This is a genomic window from Rhizobium sp. SRDI943 (assembly GCF_057653695.1).
Genome location: NZ_JBYGKN010000002.1, coordinates 600,730 through 618,679, shown reverse-complemented (window position 1 = coordinate 618,679; position 17,950 = coordinate 600,730). Strand labels below are relative to the sequence as shown.

The following is a 17,950-nucleotide window of genomic DNA, read 5'->3' as shown; positions in this document are numbered from 1 at the left end:
AGCGGAACAAGGAGACCGGACATGGCAATCGTCTTCAAGCAGGAAACCTTCCGGAACGATTTCAGCTATCGGAATAGCCCCGAGAATATCCGGCGTTTCCCGTTTCCCTTTGACCGCGACGAATACATGTATTCGGTCAATATGGAGCCGCATGTCCACGGCCGGGCGGGAACCGTCTACGAAAGCTTGATCGACGTCGACGAGCATTATGTCGCCGAGATGCACGACCGGGCGCTGGTGCTGAAGGAAGATCCGCTACGCTATCAGGCGCTGCCGCACATGATGAGCGCGCAATGGGATACGCTCGAACTTTTGATGGAAGAGCAGGCGGCAGGGTACCCCGACCATTTCACGCTGATCCGCAACGGTGACCAGTGGCGTTGGATCAACCGCCCACTCGGCATCGACGACAGCTTCACCTTTGGCGATGCCTCGACGCTGCCCTATGAGCCCTTCGAATATATCACCCGCCAGGCCCAGGGCGATTTCTGCATCGTCGACCAGCGCGACAGCAATCTCTGGATGGATGCCGGCATGGTGACGACGCAAGCCGACTGGTCGCTCGATTTCGACATCGGCATGAATTTCATGGAATGGCATGGGCCGGTGCCGCTCGCCCACCAGATCGGCGTCTTCGACCGAGCGCTGAAATTCCTGTTGAACCTGCAGCAGGGCAAGCCGACACGGCGCTTCAACTGGACGATGACGATCAATCCGCGGCTCGACACCAGCCCGGAGAATTATCACAAATGGGGTCCTGACCGCACCACGGTGACACCTGATAATGTCGGCGAGAAGGTGCATCTGCGCGTCGAGCTGCAGAGCCTTTGGCGCCTGCCACGCTCGAACGCCATCCTTTTCGTCATCCGCTGCTACCTGATGAACATGGAAGAGCTCGTGACCGTGCCGAAATGGGCGCGACGCTTTCCGCGCGTGCTGAAGACACTGCCGCCGGAGCTCATCGACTACAAAGGCCTCACCCGCTTCCGCGAGACGACGATCGACTGGTTTTCCAAGTATGACGATGGGGCGCCGACCAGCCCTGGCATCTATCCGGACTGACACGCAGGACAATGCGATATAATCAAGAGGGGAATGCTTCATGACAAGAGTAGCCGTCATTGGTGCCGGTCCTTCCGGACTGGCGCAGCTGCGCGCCTTTCAATCGGCCGCCCAAAAGGGCGCCGAGATCCCGGAGATCGTCTGCTTCGAAAAACAGTCGGACTGGGGCGGGCTCTGGAACTATACCTGGCGCACCGGCCTCGACGAATATGGCGAGCCGGTCCACGGCAGCATGTATCGTTACCTCTGGTCGAACGGACCGAAGGAATGCCTTGAATTCGCTGACTATTCCTTCGAGGAGCATTTCGGCAAGCCGATCGCCTCCTATCCGCCGCGCGCTGTGCTCTGGGATTACATCAAGGGACGCGTCGAGAAGGCGAACGTCCGCCACTGGGTGCGCTTCAGCACGCCGGTACGCATGGTCCGCTTCGACGATCAGACGAAGAAGTTCACGGTGACGGCGCATAACCGCGTCGAGGACCGGATGTATGACGAAGAATTCGACTATGTCGTCGTGGCATCAGGTCATTTCTCGACGCCGAACGTGCCCTATTTCGAAGGCGTGAAGACCTTCAACGGCCGCGTGCTGCATGCCCACGACTTCCGTGACGCGCTGGAGTTCAAGGGCAAGGACATCCTGCTCGTCGGACGCAGCTATTCGGCCGAAGACATCGGCTCGCAATGCTGGAAATACGGCGCGAAATCGGTGACGACGAGCTATCGCTCGAAGCCGATGGGCTTCAAATGGCCGGAGAATTTCGAGGAGCGGCCATTGCTGATCAAGCTCGAAAACCGCACCGCGCATTTCCTCGACGGCTCGACCAAGGAGGTCGATGCGGTGATCCTCTGCACCGGATACCAGCACCATTTCCCATTCCTGCCCGACGAACTCCGGCTGAAGACCGCCAACCGCCTCTGGGCCGACAGCCTCTACAAGGGGGTGATCTTCGACAAGAACCCGCAGCTTTTCTATATCGGCATGCAGGACCAGTTTTACACCTTCAACATGTTCGACGTGCAGGCCTGGTGGGCACGCGACGTGATGATGGGCCGCATCACGCTGCCGCCGGAAGAGCAGCTGAAAGCCAATTTCGACATGTGGCGCGCCCGCGAGGAAACACTCGAGGATGCCGAGCAGATGATCTGGTATCAGGGCGATTACGTGAAGGAACTGCTTGCCGAAACCGATTATCCCTCGTTCGACATCGAGGGCACCAACCAGACCTTCATGGAGTGGGAACATCACAAGGCTCACAACATCATGGGCTTTCGCGATCATGCCTACCGATCGCTGATGACCGGCAACATGTCGCCGACGCACCACACCCCCTGGGTCGAGGCGCTCGACGATTCCATGGAGGAATATCTACGCAACTGATGAGGCGGGCCTGCATTGCCGGAGGAGGGTGTTCGTGCACTCTCCTCCGGCATATTGTGAGCCGCGCCTTTGAGCGAGACGATTGCAACTCTTCTCTTCGGATGTGGCCTTCATGGATTTTCAAACGAGCATTCTCGGGCGCATGAGCGGTTTTCTCTACCGCTGCCGAGCCGATGAAAACTACACGATGCTTGAGATGACCAACGGCATCGAGCGCATCTTCGGTTATCCCGTCGATGAAATCGTCGGCAACCGCACGCGGACCTTCACCTCGATCATGTACGAGGAAGACGTGCCTTTGATGGATGAGATCGTCGGACGGGCGCTGGAGAAGCGCACGGACTGGACGATGGAATATCGCATCCGCCACGCCATGGGGCATCTCATCTGGGTCACCGAGACAGGCGGCGGTATCTGGAACGAGAAGGGCGAGCTTCTCTATCTCGAAGGCAGCATCATCAACATCGAATCGCTCTATCAGCGAATCGATGAACAGACCTCCGGCATGCGCGTCACCGCCTCGAAGACCAATGAGATCCTGCAATCGCTGCGTTACCTGAAGCTGCTCGCCGTCAATGCCGGCATCGAGGCCGCCCGCGCCGGCACGGCCGGATCGGGCTTTGCCGTGCTGGCCGCAGAAATGCGCACGCTTGCCAACTCCTCGGAAGAGGCCGCACGCGCCATTTCCAACGCACAACGCAAGGCGGAAGGCTGAGCTTTACCCAAGCAGCGGCAGATTTGCGGCTCAAGTCGAAAGCCGCAATATTAACCGGGCAGCCTTCCGCAGATTGCAACGCTTTTCCAATGGCTTGCGGTAATTCTGCGCTTAAAGAATCTCAGGTGATTGTCGGTGAAATTAAGGCCGCGTTAACTTTTTGTTAACCATAGCAGCGGTAGACATGGTCAACGATTTCTTCACATAGATGACCAAAGTGCTAACAGACGCTCGCTCTATCCGCATCAAGGGCCGCTCTTTCCTCGCGGTCATGCTGTCTCCGGATCTTCCCATCGATGATTGGTTGATCCGGCTGGACGATCTGGCTGCGCGTTCGGCCGGCTTCTTCCTCGGACGGCCTGTCGTGCTCGATCTGACGGACCTGCAAATCGACCGGCCACAGCTGAAGGACCTGATTGCCGAACTTGCCAAGCGCAATGTCAGCATCATGGGCATCGAGGGCGCGCGGCCTTCGATCCTCGGATCCGGAATGCCGCCGGCACTCAAAGGCGGTCGGTCGGTCTCCGACATCGAAGTTCAGGCAAAGGAGCCTGCCGATCTACCCGGCAAACCGGCAGCGGCGGAGGCCCGCCCGGCCATGCAATCGATCGTCATCCGGGAACCGGTGCGCTCGGGGCAATCGGTGATCTTTCCGGAAGGCGACGTCACCGTCATCGGATCGGTCGCCTCGGGTGCCGAGGTCATCGCCGGCGGGTCCGTCCATATCTATGGCGCCTTGCGTGGCCGAGCCATGGCGGGATCCATCGGAAACGCATCGGCGCGGATCTTTTGCCGCAAGCTCGAGGCCGAGCTGGTTGCAATCGACGGCATCTACAAAATGGCGGAAGACATGGCCGCCAATCTTCGCGGACAGGCTGTTCAGCTCTGGCTCGAAGACGACGCGATCATGGCAGAGAAACTGATCTGACGGCAGCGCCGCGCCTCTCTTCGAGAGCCGCACAGGACGCTTTAACACTTTGAATTACTGGGGCCACGGCAAAGGAGAGACAATGATGGGGAAAGTGATCGTCGTCACGTCAGGCAAGGGCGGGGTTGGCAAGACAACCTCGACCGCCGCATTGGGAGCGGCGCTGGCGCAACGCAATGAGAAGGTCGTCGTCGTCGATTTCGACGTGGGCTTACGCAATCTCGACCTCGTCATGGGCGCCGAGCGCCGGGTCGTCTATGACCTGATCAATGTCATCCAGGGCGACGCCAAGCTTACCCAGGCGCTGATCCGCGACAAGCGGCTGGAAACGCTGTTCCTGCTGCCGGCCTCGCAGACGCGTGACAAGGACAATCTGACGGCCGAGGGCGTCGAGCGCGTCATCAACGACCTGAAGCGCTATTTCGACTGGATCATCTGCGACAGCCCCGCCGGCATCGAGCGCGGCGCAACGCTTGCCATGCGCCACGCCGATGTGGCCGTGGTCGTCACCAATCCCGAGGTCTCTTCGGTGCGCGATTCGGATCGTATCATCGGCTTGCTCGATGCCAAGACCGCCAAGGCCGAACGCGGCGAGCGGATGGAAAAGCACCTGCTGCTCACCCGCTATGACGCCAACCGCGCCGAACGCGGCGACATGCTCAAGGTCGACGACGTCCTGGAGATCCTGTCCATCCCGCTGCTCGGCATCATACCCGAAAGCATGGATGTTCTGCGGGCATCCAATATCGGGGCGCCGGTCACGCTGGCAGACAGCCGCAGCGCGGCTGCGATGGCCTATTTCGATGCCGCTCGTCGGCTCGCCGGCGAAGTTGTGCCGATCGCCATCCCAGAGGAAAAGAGGAACATTTTCGGCAAGATCTTCGGACGGAGGGCAGCATGAATATTTTCCGTCTATTCAACAAGCAGAGAACCGCACCGGCCGCCCGCGAACGGCTGCAGGTCCTTCTCGCTCATGAACGTTCCTCGGCGGGGTCGGACCTGGTCTCCCTGCTGCGCGAGGAAATCCTGGCGGTGATCGCAAAGCATGTGCAGCTCGACCACGACAAGGTGCAGGTGACGATCGATCGCAACGAATACGTCTCGACCCTTGAGATCGACGTCGAAATCCCGCTGAACGCAGCCGTTCAGGCTGCTTGAAAGAGAGCGCTGCCTGTTGCGACAACAGGCGGCGCTGACGATCAGGACTTCCTGGCTTTGCGATTGGCGTAACGCAGGTCGCGTTCGGCCTTTCGGGCGGCTTCGTCGGCAATCACGCGGGCGATCCGCTCTTTATCAGCTGCTTCGCGCGCGTCGGCATCGGCGCGTGCTGCGGCCTCGGCGGCAGCCTGACGTTCGGCCTCGGCGGCCTGAGCCCGCTCCAGTTCCTCGAGCTTGACCCGTTCTCGCTGAGCGCGACGTTCTTCCCTGGCCGCGGCAATGGCTTGACGCTCCGCCTGCTTTGCCAGCCTTGTCGGTTCGGCTGAATCCTTGGCGCTACGATAGGCGTTGAGGAGAGCCGCCTTGGCTTCGGCAGCGGCGCTGCGGCGATCGGAAAGCTCGTTGTTTTTGGCGTTTTTCAAATCTGTTTCCTGACTGTTTGACTTCGACCCTACGGCGCCGCACGTCTTGAGACGCGCAAAGGGCGCTGTAATACCTTGAACTGCTGCATCGCTTTATCCTGAAATCGGACCGATTTAAGGAATTATGCCGTTGGGTCAGATTTTCTTTTTTCGCTTCGCGCTGGGAGCAGTACCCCCTGTCAAGCGATCCTGCAATTCCTTGGCTTCACGCGCTTCGCGTAACCGCAAGGTTTTTTCCTCGCGGGCACGTATGGTCGAATCGATCTCTTCGACCGCGCGGCTTCGCGCCAGGAACTGCGATTGCGCGTTTCCGAAGGCAATCTCCGCCTGCTTGCGTGATTTGCTGTGTGACTCTGTCATATCAATCCTGGATTTATCAGCCCGCTTGGCGGAACGCAGCAAAAAGGCCAGGCAACTTGCCTGACCTTGATAGTATCATACTTTCAACTGTGCCGGTACATCCGCGGTCAAAGGAAAGCAGATTTCAGTTTAAGCGGCTTGGAGATTGCAAGCGGACATTTTGCCCGACTTGTTATCGCGCTCAAGCTCGTAGCCGATCTTCTGGCCTTCGACGATTTCGCGCATTCCAGCACGCTCGACGGCAGAGATGTGGACGAAGGCGTCAGCGCCGCCGTCATCAGGCTGAATGAAGCCGAAGCCCTTGGTGGAATTGAACCATTTAACTGTGCCAGTGGTCATAACAAACCCTTTCATAGCAATTGACGACCGCACGTGCGAAAGCACGACGGATGATGATCTCGATTTTGAAGAGGGAAGTTCGTCCAGGGCACGTTGCCAGCGTGCGATAACAAAAGTCAAACAAGCAATATCGACCACCGAGATATAATCATCGAAGCCGGATATGTCAACTTTTAGTTTTTTTGAGCCGCCAAATCGCCATAAGATTGCATCTCGCCGGTCGTGCGCGTCAACGACAGTATCAACAACCGATCGCCGTTTCCCGACCTCCAAAGCAGGCGTTACGAGCGCGGCAGCGTCTTCTGCGGATCGTAATGCGAAAGCGGCACGATCGTCGCCGGCAGGCGCTTCTGGTGGCCGTCGAGCTTGCCGACCTCGACCTCGGTGCCCGGGTTTGCATGCATCACATCGATGCGGGCGAGCGCGATCGTCTTGCCGAGGACCGGCGAGCGCGTGGCGCTGGTGACGACGCCCACCTGCGCCCGGCCGATATGAATGCAATCGCCATGGCCGACGGCCTCGTTGGACTTGATGTCGAGGCCGACGAGCAGATGGCGCGGATGCTCCTTGCGCCGGATCAGCGCCTCGCGGCCGATGAAATCGTCCTGTTTGGATTTCAGCGGCACCGTGAAGCCGATCCCGGCCTCGAACGGATCGGTCTGGTCGGTGAATTCGTGATGGGCGAAGATCAGGCCCGCCTCGATGCGGACCATGTTCAGCGCTTCCAATCCCATCGGCTTCAACCCGTGCGGCTGGCCGGCCTCCCAGACGGCGTCGAACACCGTCAGCGCATCCTTCGGATGGCAGAAGATCTCGTAGCCGAGTTCGCCGGTGTAACCGGTGCGCGAGACGACGATTGGCGCACCCTCGAAGCCGCCGATGCGGCCGACGGTGAAGCGGAACCATTCGAGTTCGCCGATCGTCGGCTGGCGCGGCGCCGTCCAGATGATCTCCTTCAGGATATCGCGGCTCTTCGGCCCCTGCAGGGCGATATTGTGCATCTGGTCGGTCGAAGAGCGGACCCAGGCCTTGAAGCCCTTCTTCTCCGCCTGCTGGCGCAGCCATATGCCGCTGAAATCATCGCCGCCGATCCAGCGGAAGTTCTTGTCGCCGAGCCGGAACAGGGTGCCGTCATCGATCATGCCGCCGTTTTCGTAGCACATGGCGGAATAGACGACCTGGCCGGTCGACAGTTTGCGCACGTCGCGCGTCAGGCAATATTGCAGCAGTTCCTCGGCATCCGGCCCCGTCACCTCGAATTTCCGCAAGGGCGAGAGATCGATGACGGCGGCGCGCTCGCGGCAGGCCCAGTATTCCTCGACCGGCCCTTCGCTGGAAAAGCGGTTCGGCAGCCAGTAGCCGCGATATTCGGTGTAGTCGCGTGTCAAGGCGGAGAGGCGGGGATGGAAGGCGGTTTCGCGCGTCAGTTCGGCGTCGGCATCTGGGGTCATGCGATAGGCCACCGCTCGTGAGAATTTCTCTTTTCCGGAAAAGGTGCGGACGTGGATATCCGTCGGATCCCAGCCGTTCGCAGCGTCGATATCGTCAGGGCAGGACGAGGAGACGCAGACGAGATCGGTCAGCGCCCGCATCAGCACATAATCGCCGGGACGCGACCAGGGCTCGTCGAGATAGAGCTGGTTATTGTGGTCGATATTGGTGTTGTAGAAATAGTTCAGCGCTTCCCAGCCCTTGCGGCCGGCAATGCCGTAAGGCGCCAGCACCGCATTGAAATTGTCCGTGCAGTTGACGTGGCCGGGATAACCCATGTCGTCGTAGTAGCGCGAATTGCAGGCGGTCGCGAAAGCGTCGTGACGGCCGACCGTATCCTGGACGATTTCGACCAGCGGCTCGAAGTCGCGGTCGAAGGCCTTCGAAGGGAGACCCGGCATCGGATAGCTGCGGCCGAGCAGCGTGCGGGTGACGGTGGAATCGAGCGCCAGGTCGAGGCCCTTGTCGACCTTGCGGGCGGCAAACGCCTGGAAATCGGTGCACTGGCGTCCATAGACGTCGATGATCTGGATGAATTCGCCGGCACGCACGAAATAGGCCGCCGCGGTCGCCGCCCGGATGCGAATATCCTCGACCGGATCGGCGGCCGGTTCCGGCAAAGCGGAGGCATAATCGCGGATCAGCAGGCTGCGCTTGATCCTGATCTCGATCGGCGTCGCTGTATCCTGCGCCTCCGGCGACATGGCGCTGGCCGGTGCTGCGACGATCAGCAGGCCCTTCATGGAAATCGTGAATTCCGCCCTGCTGCCCGGGGTCGATCCCGACCCGAAAATGCTGAGCGCGCCGGCCTTTGCAAGATCGGCGCCGCGACGCTGAAGCGCTGCACGCGTGCGGGCAGCACCCTCATCTTCCGCTTGAAGAATGGCCTTCAAACCATCGGCTGAATTGCTGAATGCCGTTCCGAGACCGGCCGCCAGGAACCGCCCTTTCTCGTCGAGGAAGGAGATTTCGCAGACCTGTCCGCCCTCGCTGTCGATGACGATGACGCCATCGCCCGGCTCGACGCGCACAACGACCGATCCGCCGCCCTTTGCCCTGTAGCGCTCGGTTCCTTCCGGCAAGGTGGAAATGCCGGGATAGTGCACGAGGCTCGGAGCGGCCGGCCGCAGGCCCGTCGTAGCAGGATGAAGTTCTCGCATACTGCCCTCATGGGAGGATCGGGCGTCCTCGGACACCCACCCATGCAGGTTACAAAATGCCCCGGGAAAGTAAAGTGATGTTGACTAAAAAGAAAATATCTTCACTATGCATAAAGAGTTGAGACTCGGGGAATCCGTCGGGAACACGGATCGTCAAAATCATCCGAGCGGGCTTGAGACCGTCAGGGAGACACGTTCAGGGAGACGTACAAAGATACGTCCGGAACAAATAGAATGGGGAATTTCACCGATGACAGACGTTGTGGAGGCCGGGATTGTATCCGGCACCGAAGGTAAGCTTGTACGTGCGCTCGACTGGAAGGGCGCATTCTGGGTGGCTGCGGGCGTGCCGCCGCTCGTTCTTTTCTCCATTGGCGGCATCGCTGGCACGACGGGCAAGCTCGCCTTCGTCGTCTGGATCATCTCGATGGTGATGGGTTTTCTGCAATCCTTCACCTATGCCGAAATCGCCGGCATGTTCGCCAACAAATCCGGCGGCGCTTCGGTCTATGGCGCCACCGCCTGGCTGCGTTATTCGAAATTCATCGCGCCGCTCTCCGTCTGGTGCAACTGGTTTGCCTGGTCGCCGGTGCTGTCGCTCGGCTGCGCCATCGCCGCCGGTTACATCCTCAACGCATTCTACCCGATTCCTGCAGCGGATTCGCAAATGGTCCTCGACTGGATCTCAGCGCATGCCGCTTCCATCACGGCCGACAGCCCCCGCGTCGCCGAATATATCGCAGCCCATACCGGCACCACGCCGGATGACGCCGTCAAGGCATTGCTCGGCACCGACGGTATCGCAGCGCTGACGCCGGCGATCCGCAGCTGGTCGCTCTTGAGCTTCAACATTCCCTTCCTCGCCACCGCCAATATCAACGCCACCTTCTTCATCGGCGGCATGCTGATGCTGATCATCTTCGCGATTCAGCATCGCGGCATTTCGGAAACGGCAAGCGTGCAGAAGTGGCTGGCAATCATCGTGCTGGTGCCGCTGCTCATCATCGGCCTCTATCCGATCGTCAGCGGTCAGATCCTCGCCACCAACGTCACCGGCCTCGTGCCGCCGACGGCGGCCTATGCCGCTGCCGACGGCACCTGGAGCAATGGCGGCTGGACGCTGTTCCTCGGCGGCCTCTATATCGCCGCCTGGTCGACCTACGGCTTCGAGACGGCCGTCTGCTACACCCGCGAACTCAAGAACCCGAAGACCGACACCTTCAAGGCGATCTTCTATTCCGGCCTTGCCTGCTGCCTGTTTTTCTTCCTCGTGCCCTTCGCCTTCCAGGGCGTTCTCGGCCATGCAGGCATGCTGGCCCCCGGCATCGTCGACGGCACAGGTGTTGCCGAAGCGCTCGGCGGCCTGATCGGCGCCGGCCGGATCGTCACTCAATTGCTCGTCGTACTGATGATCATGGCACTCTTCCTCGCCATCATGACCGCGATGGCCGGCTCCTCGCGCACGCTCTACCAGGGCTCGAAGGACGGCTGGCTGCCGAAATATCTCGACCACGTCAACGAGCACGGCGCGCCGACCAGGGCGATGTGGACCGATTTCGCCTTCAATCTCTTCCTGCTGGCGATCGCCTCGGATGTCGGCGGCTACTTCTTCGTGCTCGCCGTCTCGAATGTCGGCTACATCATCTTCAACTTCCTGAACCTCAATTCCGGCTGGATTCACCGGATGGATTCCGGCCATATCGAACGCCCCTGGAAGGCGCCGACCTGGCTGATCGGCCTTAACACCGTGCTGGCCTTCGTCAACGCGCTGTTTCTCGGCGCCGGCGCCAAGGTCTGGGGTTATTCCAATGCGCTCTGGGTTGGCTTCATCTTCGCCGCCCTGATCCTGCCGGTCTTCGCCTATCGCCACTATGTGCGCGACGGCGGCAAGTTCCCGGCAGGCGCGATGGAGGATCTCGGCCTGGTCGGCCAGGATCTCGGCGTCAAGAAAGCCGGCATGCTGCCTTATCTCGCACTCGCCGGCGGCCTGGCGATCGTCCTGATCGCCAACGTGGTCTTCCAGCTTCCGGCCTAAAATCGCCTCCCAAGCAGACAGGCCGTCAAGCCGCCATGGAAACATGGCGGCTTTTTCATGGAAGCGGGCGTCGCCTGATCGTCTCGCCGCCATCGACTGGCATCCTGTCCGCCTCGGCGAGAAGCGGACAGGGTTCGTTCGGAGGCGGAAGGAGGGCTCAGCGCCCACCCTCGATCTTGCGATGGCGCTGGTTGATGCCGCCCTTGCCGTAGGGATAGTCGAACGGCTGAGGCGCGCTCACATCGTTCAGTCTCGCCATCTCGTCGTCGGAGAGTTTGAGCTTCATGGCGCCGAGATTGTCGGCGAGCTGTTCCGGTGTGCGGGCGCCGAGGATCACGGAGGTGATCGCCGGCTGCGCCGCTGTCCAGGCGAGCGCCACCTGCGCCATGCTGACGCCATGCACCTTGGCGATCTCTTCGACGACAGCGATGATCGCCCAGGTTCTCTCCAGCGCATTGCGCGGCGCATAGGATTCGCCGCCGCGATTGGGGTTTTCACCGAGGCGGGTGGCGCCGGTCGGCATCTCGTCGCGCTTGTACTTGCCGGTCAGCCAGCCGCCGCCGAGCGGTGACCACGGCAACAGACCCATGCCGGCATCCTGGCAGGCCGCGACGATCTCGAGTTCGATGTCGCGCACCAGCAGGTTATATTGCGGCTGCAGCGTCACCGGACGGGTATAACCGCGCGCCTTGGCGATCTCCGAGGCCTTGGCAATGTGCCAGCCGACATAATTGGAGAAGCCGTAATAGCCGATCTTGCCGGAGGATACCGCATCGTCGAGGAAACGCAGCGTCTCTTCGATCGGGGTCAGCGCGTCCCAGGCATGCATCTGGTAGAGGTCGATCTGCTCGAGGTCGAGGCGGCGGAGCGAATCGTCGAGCGCCTGGCTAAGATGCCGGCGCGACAGGCCGATATCATTGGGTCCGTTGCCCATCGGAAAGCGTCCCTTGGTGGCGACGATCGCCTGGCGGGCCTCGGTCGGGCGGGCCTTCAGCCAGCGTCCGATGATCTCTTCCGACTTGCCGGCGCTGTAGACATCGGCGGTATCGATGAAATTGCCGCCCCAGGCGAAATAATCGTCGAGCAGCTTGTGCGAGGCGGCCTCGTCGGCCTCCGCGCCAAAGGTCATGGTGCCGAGGCAATAGGCGGTGACGACGGTCCCGCTGGGACCGAGCTTGCGATAATCCATCTTTTCCTCCTCATGCGGATACCCGCAGCCGACGTGCAAACGTCGGGGTAGAAGCCGGGGCTCCTGCAATCAATGACAATGACAATATTGTGCTTGAGGGCGGCCGCTTGCCGCCGGATGACGTATAGCGTCCTGGGCTGGGAGCTCAGGGGCGAGGGCAGCATAACCAATCCCGCCCGCGCGACCAAGTGAGAAAAAAATATTCCTGCCTGCCGTCGTGCCCGGCGAGGATCACGGATTTTGCCAAAACGAACCGGCGATCCGATCGGCTGCGGCGACACCGGTCTCGTAGGCGCCGTGCGCCGTCGAATAACGCGACGTCGAGCAGGCCTCGCCGGCAAAGAAGATCCGCTCGTCATGCGGCGCGGCGAGACGGCCGCGTTGATCGGAGGCGCCGGGTTCGGCGTAGGAATAGGAGCCGCCGATATGGGGCGCTGCTGCCCAGGCCGACATCGCGGCGACCGACAGCTCCTTGCGGATGTCGGCACCGAAATGTGCCGCCAGTTCATCTGCCGCGAAGGAGAAGGCAGCCTCTCTGCCTTGCCCCTCCAGATGATGCGCGAGGTCGCCGGCGAAATATGCCTCGACGACGGGCGCGCCGAACGGCCGGAGCTGATAGGTGCCGGTTGCGCCGCGACTGTTGGAGCCGAGCATATGCGTGTCCGCCGGCAACGCCTCCCGATTTGTGAGCCTCAAGAACAGCTTGTCGGCGAGCCCGAGCGGTAAACGGGCTGCTGCCTCGATTTTGTCAGGCAAAGGCGGGTCGAAGGCGATCTTGCCGGCAACAAGCACATTCGTCGAAACGGTCACCAGCACCGCGCGGGCAGTGAGCACACCCTGGTTCGTCTCGATGCCGATACGGCCGGCATGACGATGGTCGATGCGGGTAACTTCGGTGCCGAGCCTTGCCCGAACCGGCTTACCGTAAAGCGAGACCAGCGTCCCATAGCCCTCGCGCACCCGCCAGTCAGGGCCGGGGCCGGGATCATATCTGTTGTAATCGACGACCGACGACCGCTCCAGTTCGGCGCCGGTGATGTAGGTACCGACCGCCCGGATCTGGCCGTTCCAGGGATTGCCGGGCTCGAGCATATCGGCCATGGCTGCATCATTGCCCGCGTGGCTCTCCAGCCGCTCGAAATAGGCGCCGATCGCCTGCCTTGCCGCACGCGCCTTTGCGTCATCCCGCTGAAGCCGCCGTCCGCCATCGTTCCAGGGCGCAGGTGTGTGGTCGACCGTCAGTCCGACCTCTCCGGCGATCGCAGTCCAGGCATTGGTCCGCGCGCCATGCAGCCAGCCGCAGCCGAGATCGAGCCCGATATCGGCGGCCTCAGGCAGTCCAACCGTCCAGGCGCGACCGCCGAGACGATCGCCAGCTTCAAGCAGGAGGATGGAAAGATCCGGGCGGATTGCCTGTAGGCGACGGGCGGCGGCAATGCCGGCGGCACCGGCCCCGATGATGACGACGTCCTCGTCGGCACCTTTGCTGTTGTCACCAGGCATGTATTTTCCTTCGGTCGTGCGACGGTTAAGTGGAAAGGGTCGTCTCAAGCCAGCCCCGCTTCGCTATTGCAGCTGCTCCAGCAGCCGCCGGAGTGCTGTCCGCAAATCGTCCATCTGCTGCTGGCTGGTCAGGGCGGCCCAGCTTTCATCGACGCGCCGGCCCGCCGCCATCGCTATCGGCCTGACCCCCTGGCCTTTTTCCGTCAGAAACACCAGCCGGCCACGCCGGTCAGTCGGATCGGGCCGGCGCTCGACATAACCCAAGCGCTCGAGTTCTTCCACGGCCTGCGTCATCGTCTGCTTGCGAACACGGGCGAGCTTGGTCAGCTCGCTGACCTGGATGCCCTCCGGCCGCGCGAAGGTAAAGACATTGGCGTGCGGCGGGCGGATATCGCCGTAGCCGGCCTCATCGAGTGCCGCTTCCACGGCCTGTGTCCAATGCTGATGGACCAGACGCAACAACAGGCCAAGGGAAGAAGACGACATGAAACCCCGCGCAGCGATATAGACAGTTACCTGTCTACATGATAAATGGACAGTCGCCTGCCTATATAGCACGAAAGCGTGGAGCTCCCTATGCCGACCATCGATATCCTCAACTCGTTCATCTCCTACGAGGAGCTGGGGGAGGGCGACCCGATCGTCTTCCTTCACGGCAATCCCACCTCATCGCATCTCTGGCGGAACATCATGCCCGGTATCGGGCCTGGCCGCTACCTAGCGCCCGATCTCATCGGCATGGGACGCTCCGGCAAACCCGATATCGGCTATCGCTATGGCGATCACATCGCCTATCTCGACGCCTGGTTCGATGCGCTTGACCTCGACGACGTCGTGCTCGTCGGCCACGACTGGGGCGGCGCGCTGGCATTCGACTGGGCTTCACGCCACGTCGAGCGGGTGCGCGGCATCGCCTTCATGGAAACCATCCTGCGGCCGATGGGCTGGTATGATCTGCCGGGCGGCGGAAAGGCGCGTTATGAACTGTTGCGGGGTGCGGGAACCGGCGAGACCAAGGTCCTCGACGAAAATTTCTTCATCGAACAGGCCTTGCGCGCGACCACGCTGAAAGGGCTGAGCGATGCCGACTGGGATGTCTACCGAGCACCCTATCCGGACCGTAACAGCCGGCGCCCGCTGCTGGAATGGCCGCGCGCCATGCCGATCAACGGCGAGCCGGCCGACGTGGTCGCCAGGATCGAGGCCTATGACCGCTGGCTTTCCGCCAGTCCTCAGACTCCCAAGCTGTTGCTGACCTTCGACGGTCCCTCCGAAACGCTGTTGATCGGCAGCGAGATGATATCGTGGTGCCGCGACAATATCGCCAGCCTGGAGATCAGGGGGTGCGGGCCGGCGCGCCACATTGCCCCCGAGGACCAGCCCGAGGCGATTGCCGCCGAAATCAAAAGCTGGATCGACAGGAAGGGGCTCAGAACAGCGCAGCGGAAGGTCGCGTCTCAGACATAAAAATCTGCGTCTGCGTCACCGTTACTGCGACATGACAGACTGTTGCAATGTTGAGCCGGTTCATGGGTGGAATCAATCAGCCACTGTGAAGGTCCAATGCCACGTTTCGATCGACGATGCTTTCTTCTTGCTTGGCTTCGTGCGCCGCTGTGCATCGCTTCGATCACGCCATCAGGCCCGCGCCTTGCGGGCCTGACCTTTGGCCCAAAATGCTCGGTGCCCATCGAAATCCTCGACTCCCTCGGTCTTGTCTCAAAGAGGATCGACTGGACCTTGCGCAATATCACGCCGGCCGCAGTCTACCGCATCAGCCGCAGGTACCAACCGATGGCTTTGATCGAGCAGCGCCGTGCATCATGATGGATAGGATCCTTTGCTACGAGGCGGCGATCTTCCATTCGATGCTCTGAAGGCACCGCAGACTTGCTTGATGGTGATTTGGTTTCCACCTGTGGACCGGCAGTCCCCGATAGGCACCCCCGATAGGAATGTGAGATGCGCATACTACTGATCGAGGATGAACCTCAAATGGCCGTGGCGCTCCGAGGCGCCCTGACCAGGCACGACATGGTGATGGATCACGTTTCGACGCTGTGCGACGCCGAGATGGTGATCGGCGACGGCGCCTACGACGCCGTGCTTCTGGATCGGCAATTGCCCGACGGCGATGGTCTCGAACTCATTCCGAAGATCCGCAAGAAGGGGCTGACGTTGCCGATCATCGTCATTACCGCCAAGGGAGAGGTTCCAGACAAGATCACCGGCCTTGAGACCGGGGCCGACGATTACCTTGCCAAGCCCTTCGTCTTCGACGAACTTCTGGCGCGGCTGCGTGCCGTGATGCGCCGCTCCGAAACCTTGCGCCCGGCGCTGATCTCGATCGGGCGGCTTTCGTTCGATCCGACCTATTGCGACATCATCGTCTCCGGCCTGCGTTTGGAAATGCCGCGCCGGGAGGCGTTGGTGCTCGAATGCCTCATGCGCCGTGCCGGTCGTATGGTGCCGCGACCGGCCTTGATGGAAGCGGTCTTCGGCTTCGACGACGAGATCCAGTCGAACGCGCTCGATTCCCACATATCGCGGTTGCGGCGCAAGCTGGCGGCATCGCAAGCAGGTGTCGTCATCAACGTTATCCGGGGCGTGGGTTATCTCCTGCGTGAAGCATCATGAGCAAACGATGCTCCTATTCGCTGCGCAAGCGCCTGTTCTGGCGGCTCCTTGCCGTCCAATCGGTCGTCCTCATCCTGGTGATGATCGTGCTGATTTCGGTTGGCAAGATATCCGAATTCAGGTCGACGGAGGGCACGATCGAGGTCCTGCGCCAGGCCGTGTTCCGCCAGCCCACCGGAGAATTGAGCCTGAGGGAGACCGAGGATCTGCGACAGCTGCGCAAGGACGCGCCCGATCTCTGGTACACCATACGCGACCTGCAGGGTCATGTTTTGACCGAGGGCCCGGTTCCGGAAGAATACGCCGCAATCGGCAACACGCTCGATCATGTCGGCCAGGCCAAATTCGGCTCGAATCTCGACGACCACGACCGTCCGGCTGCCCGAATGAAGTGGATTGCCACGGATGGGGGACAGGTGCAGTTTCTGACGGGCACCGACGGCCCAAACTCGTCCACCTTCATCCTGCTCAAGCTTTCGCTGGTCCTTGCGAAAATTGTTATTCCGATCGTCGCAGTGATGGCGTTGGGTGCGTTGATCGCGACGCCGCTGGTCGTGCGAAGGTCGCTGGTCGGGATCGACCAGGCCGCGCTCCAGGCCGATACGATCGATATCGACCAGCGTGGCGGGCGGCTGTCGGAAAACGATACTCCCGAAGAGATCGCGCCGCTGGTGCATGCCGTCAACCGCGCGCTCGGCCGTCTCGACGAGGGTTATGAGCGGCAGGAACGGTTTCTGACCGATGCCGCCCATGAACTGCGCACACCGATCGCCATTTTGAATACGAGAATTGGATCCCTGCCGCACAGTTCGATCAAGACCGACCTTTTGGAAGATGCCGCAAGGCTTGCGGTTCTCACCGAGCAGATGCTCGATCTTCAGCGACTGAAACAGGGCAAGGTCCAGTTCATCAAGATCGATCTCGGCCAACTGGCGAGGAAGGTTATCATCGAGATGGCGCCACTGGCCTTTGCCGCCGGTTACACGGTGCAGTTCGATGTCGACGGCGCCGGCGAGATCGAGGGCGATCCCCTGGCGCTGCAGCGCGCCCTGATGAACATCCTGCAGAACGCGATCAACCACGGCGGCAGGAAAGGCATCATCTCGCTGACATCAGGCTGCAACTGGATCGAAGTCAGCGACGAGGGACCGGGCATCCCCGCCGATATGGAGGATCGGATATTCGAGCCGTTCTTCAAGCGCCATCACGACGGACGCGGTGCCGGCCTCGGCCTCAACCTTGTTCGCGACATCCTGCGCATGCACGGCGGCGAGGTGACGATCGACAACCGCAGTCCTGGCGCGGTCTGCCGGCTGCGCTTCCCGCCGGACAAATCGGCAGGCGTTTATACCCCATCGCATCTGGCTACTGCATAATTCAACGCGCTAAAGCGCGTCGCGATCTTTCAGATTCGCTTGCCACGCTTTAGGTCTTTGTTTTGCGCATGTCGTGTCGCAAAACCGCTCCACACTTTTGCGCGACATGCTTTGTTGCGTCCTTTGCGCCTCTCGAAAAGAGGCGCAGCGCTGTGCGTGCGATGGATTAAATCGCGTCTGCGTGACATATAGATTCG

At 61.1% G+C, this 17,950-nt stretch carries 18 protein-coding genes; 11 read left to right on the top strand and 7 right to left on the bottom strand.

All coding sequences use genetic code 11. The features are described 5' to 3' along the window. Positions 1-21 precede the first annotated feature (21 nt). The 6 genes from AC245Y_RS27015 to minE all read left to right on the top strand — a co-directional run bounded on the left by AC245Y_RS27015 (position 22) and on the right by minE (position 5,241). Entirely contained in the window at positions 22-1,062 is a 1,041-nt protein-coding gene (locus tag AC245Y_RS27015) for a heme-dependent oxidative N-demethylase family protein (protein ID WP_012763169.1), read from the top strand. Positions 1,063-1,102: 40 nt separating this feature from the next. Continuing rightward, a complete protein-coding gene (locus AC245Y_RS27010; RefSeq protein WP_017996908.1) occupies positions 1,103-2,440 on the top strand; it encodes an NAD(P)-binding domain-containing protein in 1,338 nt (445 codons plus the stop codon). Positions 2,441-2,552: 112 nt separating this feature from the next. Beyond that, complete coding sequence (locus AC245Y_RS27005; RefSeq protein WP_012763171.1) at positions 2,553-3,155, top strand: methyl-accepting chemotaxis protein; 603 nt, start codon at positions 2,553-2,555, stop codon at positions 3,153-3,155. A gap of 208 nt (positions 3,156-3,363) precedes the next feature. Beyond that, positions 3,364-4,083 carry a septum site-determining protein MinC gene (gene minC, locus AC245Y_RS27000; RefSeq protein WP_012763172.1) on the top strand — a complete coding sequence of 240 codons (720 nt, stop codon included), beginning with the start codon at positions 3,364-3,366 and terminating at the stop codon, positions 4,081-4,083. An 85-nt stretch (positions 4,084-4,168) separates the two neighbouring features. Beyond that, positions 4,169-4,984: a septum site-determining protein MinD gene (minD, locus tag AC245Y_RS26995; RefSeq protein WP_025397600.1), complete on the top strand. Its 816-nt coding sequence runs from the start codon at positions 4,169-4,171 to the stop codon at positions 4,982-4,984. Beyond that, positions 4,981-5,241 (top strand): cell division topological specificity factor MinE, encoded by a 261-nt coding sequence (gene minE, locus AC245Y_RS26990; RefSeq protein ID WP_003574994.1) that lies wholly within the window; start codon positions 4,981-4,983, stop codon positions 5,239-5,241. Before minD ends, minE begins: the two co-directional genes overlap by 4 nt. A 41-nt stretch (positions 5,242-5,282) precedes the next feature. Here the strand turns inward: minE and AC245Y_RS26985 are convergent, their stop codons facing one another. From AC245Y_RS26985 to AC245Y_RS26970, 4 genes are all read right to left on the bottom strand, one after another. Then, entirely contained in the window at positions 5,283-5,663 is a 381-nt protein-coding gene (locus AC245Y_RS26985) for a DUF6481 family protein (RefSeq protein WP_012763173.1), read from the bottom strand. 135 nt (positions 5,664-5,798) lie between these two features. Then, a complete protein-coding gene (locus AC245Y_RS26980; protein ID WP_012763174.1) occupies positions 5,799-6,023 on the bottom strand; it encodes a hypothetical protein in 225 nt (74 codons plus the stop codon). A 129-nt stretch (positions 6,024-6,152) separates the two neighbouring features. After that, on the bottom strand, positions 6,153-6,362 hold the full coding sequence (locus tag AC245Y_RS26975) for a cold-shock protein (protein WP_003548109.1): 210 nt from the start codon (positions 6,360-6,362) through the stop codon (positions 6,153-6,155). A 281-nt stretch (positions 6,363-6,643) separates the two neighbouring features. Then, positions 6,644-9,013 carry a trimethylamine N-oxide demethylase gene (locus AC245Y_RS26970; protein WP_017996909.1) on the bottom strand — a complete coding sequence of 790 codons (2,370 nt, stop codon included), beginning with the start codon at positions 9,011-9,013 and terminating at the stop codon, positions 6,644-6,646. A 250-nt stretch (positions 9,014-9,263) separates the two neighbouring features. Between AC245Y_RS26970 and AC245Y_RS26965 the strand changes: the two genes are divergently transcribed. Continuing rightward, complete coding sequence (locus AC245Y_RS26965; RefSeq protein ID WP_017996910.1) at positions 9,264-11,048, top strand: trimethylamine N-oxide permease; 1,785 nt, start codon at positions 9,264-9,266, stop codon at positions 11,046-11,048. Positions 11,049-11,205: 157 nt separating this feature from the next. Here AC245Y_RS26965 and AC245Y_RS26960 read toward each other — a convergent pair whose 3' ends face one another. From AC245Y_RS26960 to AC245Y_RS26950, 3 genes are all read right to left on the bottom strand, one after another. After that, complete coding sequence (locus AC245Y_RS26960) at positions 11,206-12,237, bottom strand: aldo/keto reductase (protein ID WP_017996911.1); 1,032 nt, start codon at positions 12,235-12,237, stop codon at positions 11,206-11,208. 231 nt (positions 12,238-12,468) lie between these two features. Then, positions 12,469-13,740: a flavin monoamine oxidase family protein gene (locus AC245Y_RS26955; protein WP_017996912.1), complete on the bottom strand. Its 1,272-nt coding sequence runs from the start codon at positions 13,738-13,740 to the stop codon at positions 12,469-12,471. Positions 13,741-13,803: 63 nt separating this feature from the next. Continuing rightward, positions 13,804-14,226: a MarR family winged helix-turn-helix transcriptional regulator gene (locus tag AC245Y_RS26950; RefSeq protein WP_017996913.1), complete on the bottom strand. Its 423-nt coding sequence runs from the start codon at positions 14,224-14,226 to the stop codon at positions 13,804-13,806. 90 nt (positions 14,227-14,316) lie between these two features. Between AC245Y_RS26950 and AC245Y_RS26945 the strand changes: the two genes are divergently transcribed. The 4 genes from AC245Y_RS26945 (at position 14,317) to AC245Y_RS26930 (ending at position 17,753) form a co-directional block, all read left to right on the top strand. After that, positions 14,317-15,207 carry a haloalkane dehalogenase gene (locus AC245Y_RS26945; protein WP_017996914.1) on the top strand — a complete coding sequence of 297 codons (891 nt, stop codon included), beginning with the start codon at positions 14,317-14,319 and terminating at the stop codon, positions 15,205-15,207. Positions 15,208-15,303: 96 nt separating this feature from the next. Beyond that, on the top strand, positions 15,304-15,567 hold the full coding sequence (locus tag AC245Y_RS26940; RefSeq protein ID WP_017996915.1) for a hypothetical protein: 264 nt from the start codon (positions 15,304-15,306) through the stop codon (positions 15,565-15,567). A gap of 135 nt (positions 15,568-15,702) precedes the next feature. Continuing rightward, on the top strand, positions 15,703-16,377 hold the full coding sequence (locus tag AC245Y_RS26935) for a response regulator transcription factor (protein WP_017996916.1): 675 nt from the start codon (positions 15,703-15,705) through the stop codon (positions 16,375-16,377). After that, positions 16,374-17,753, top strand: coding sequence for an ATP-binding protein (locus AC245Y_RS26930; protein WP_017996917.1), 1,380 nt, complete (start codon positions 16,374-16,376; stop codon positions 17,751-17,753). The genes AC245Y_RS26935 and AC245Y_RS26930 overlap by 4 nt, the downstream gene beginning before the upstream one ends. Positions 17,754-17,950: the final 197 nt, after the last annotated feature.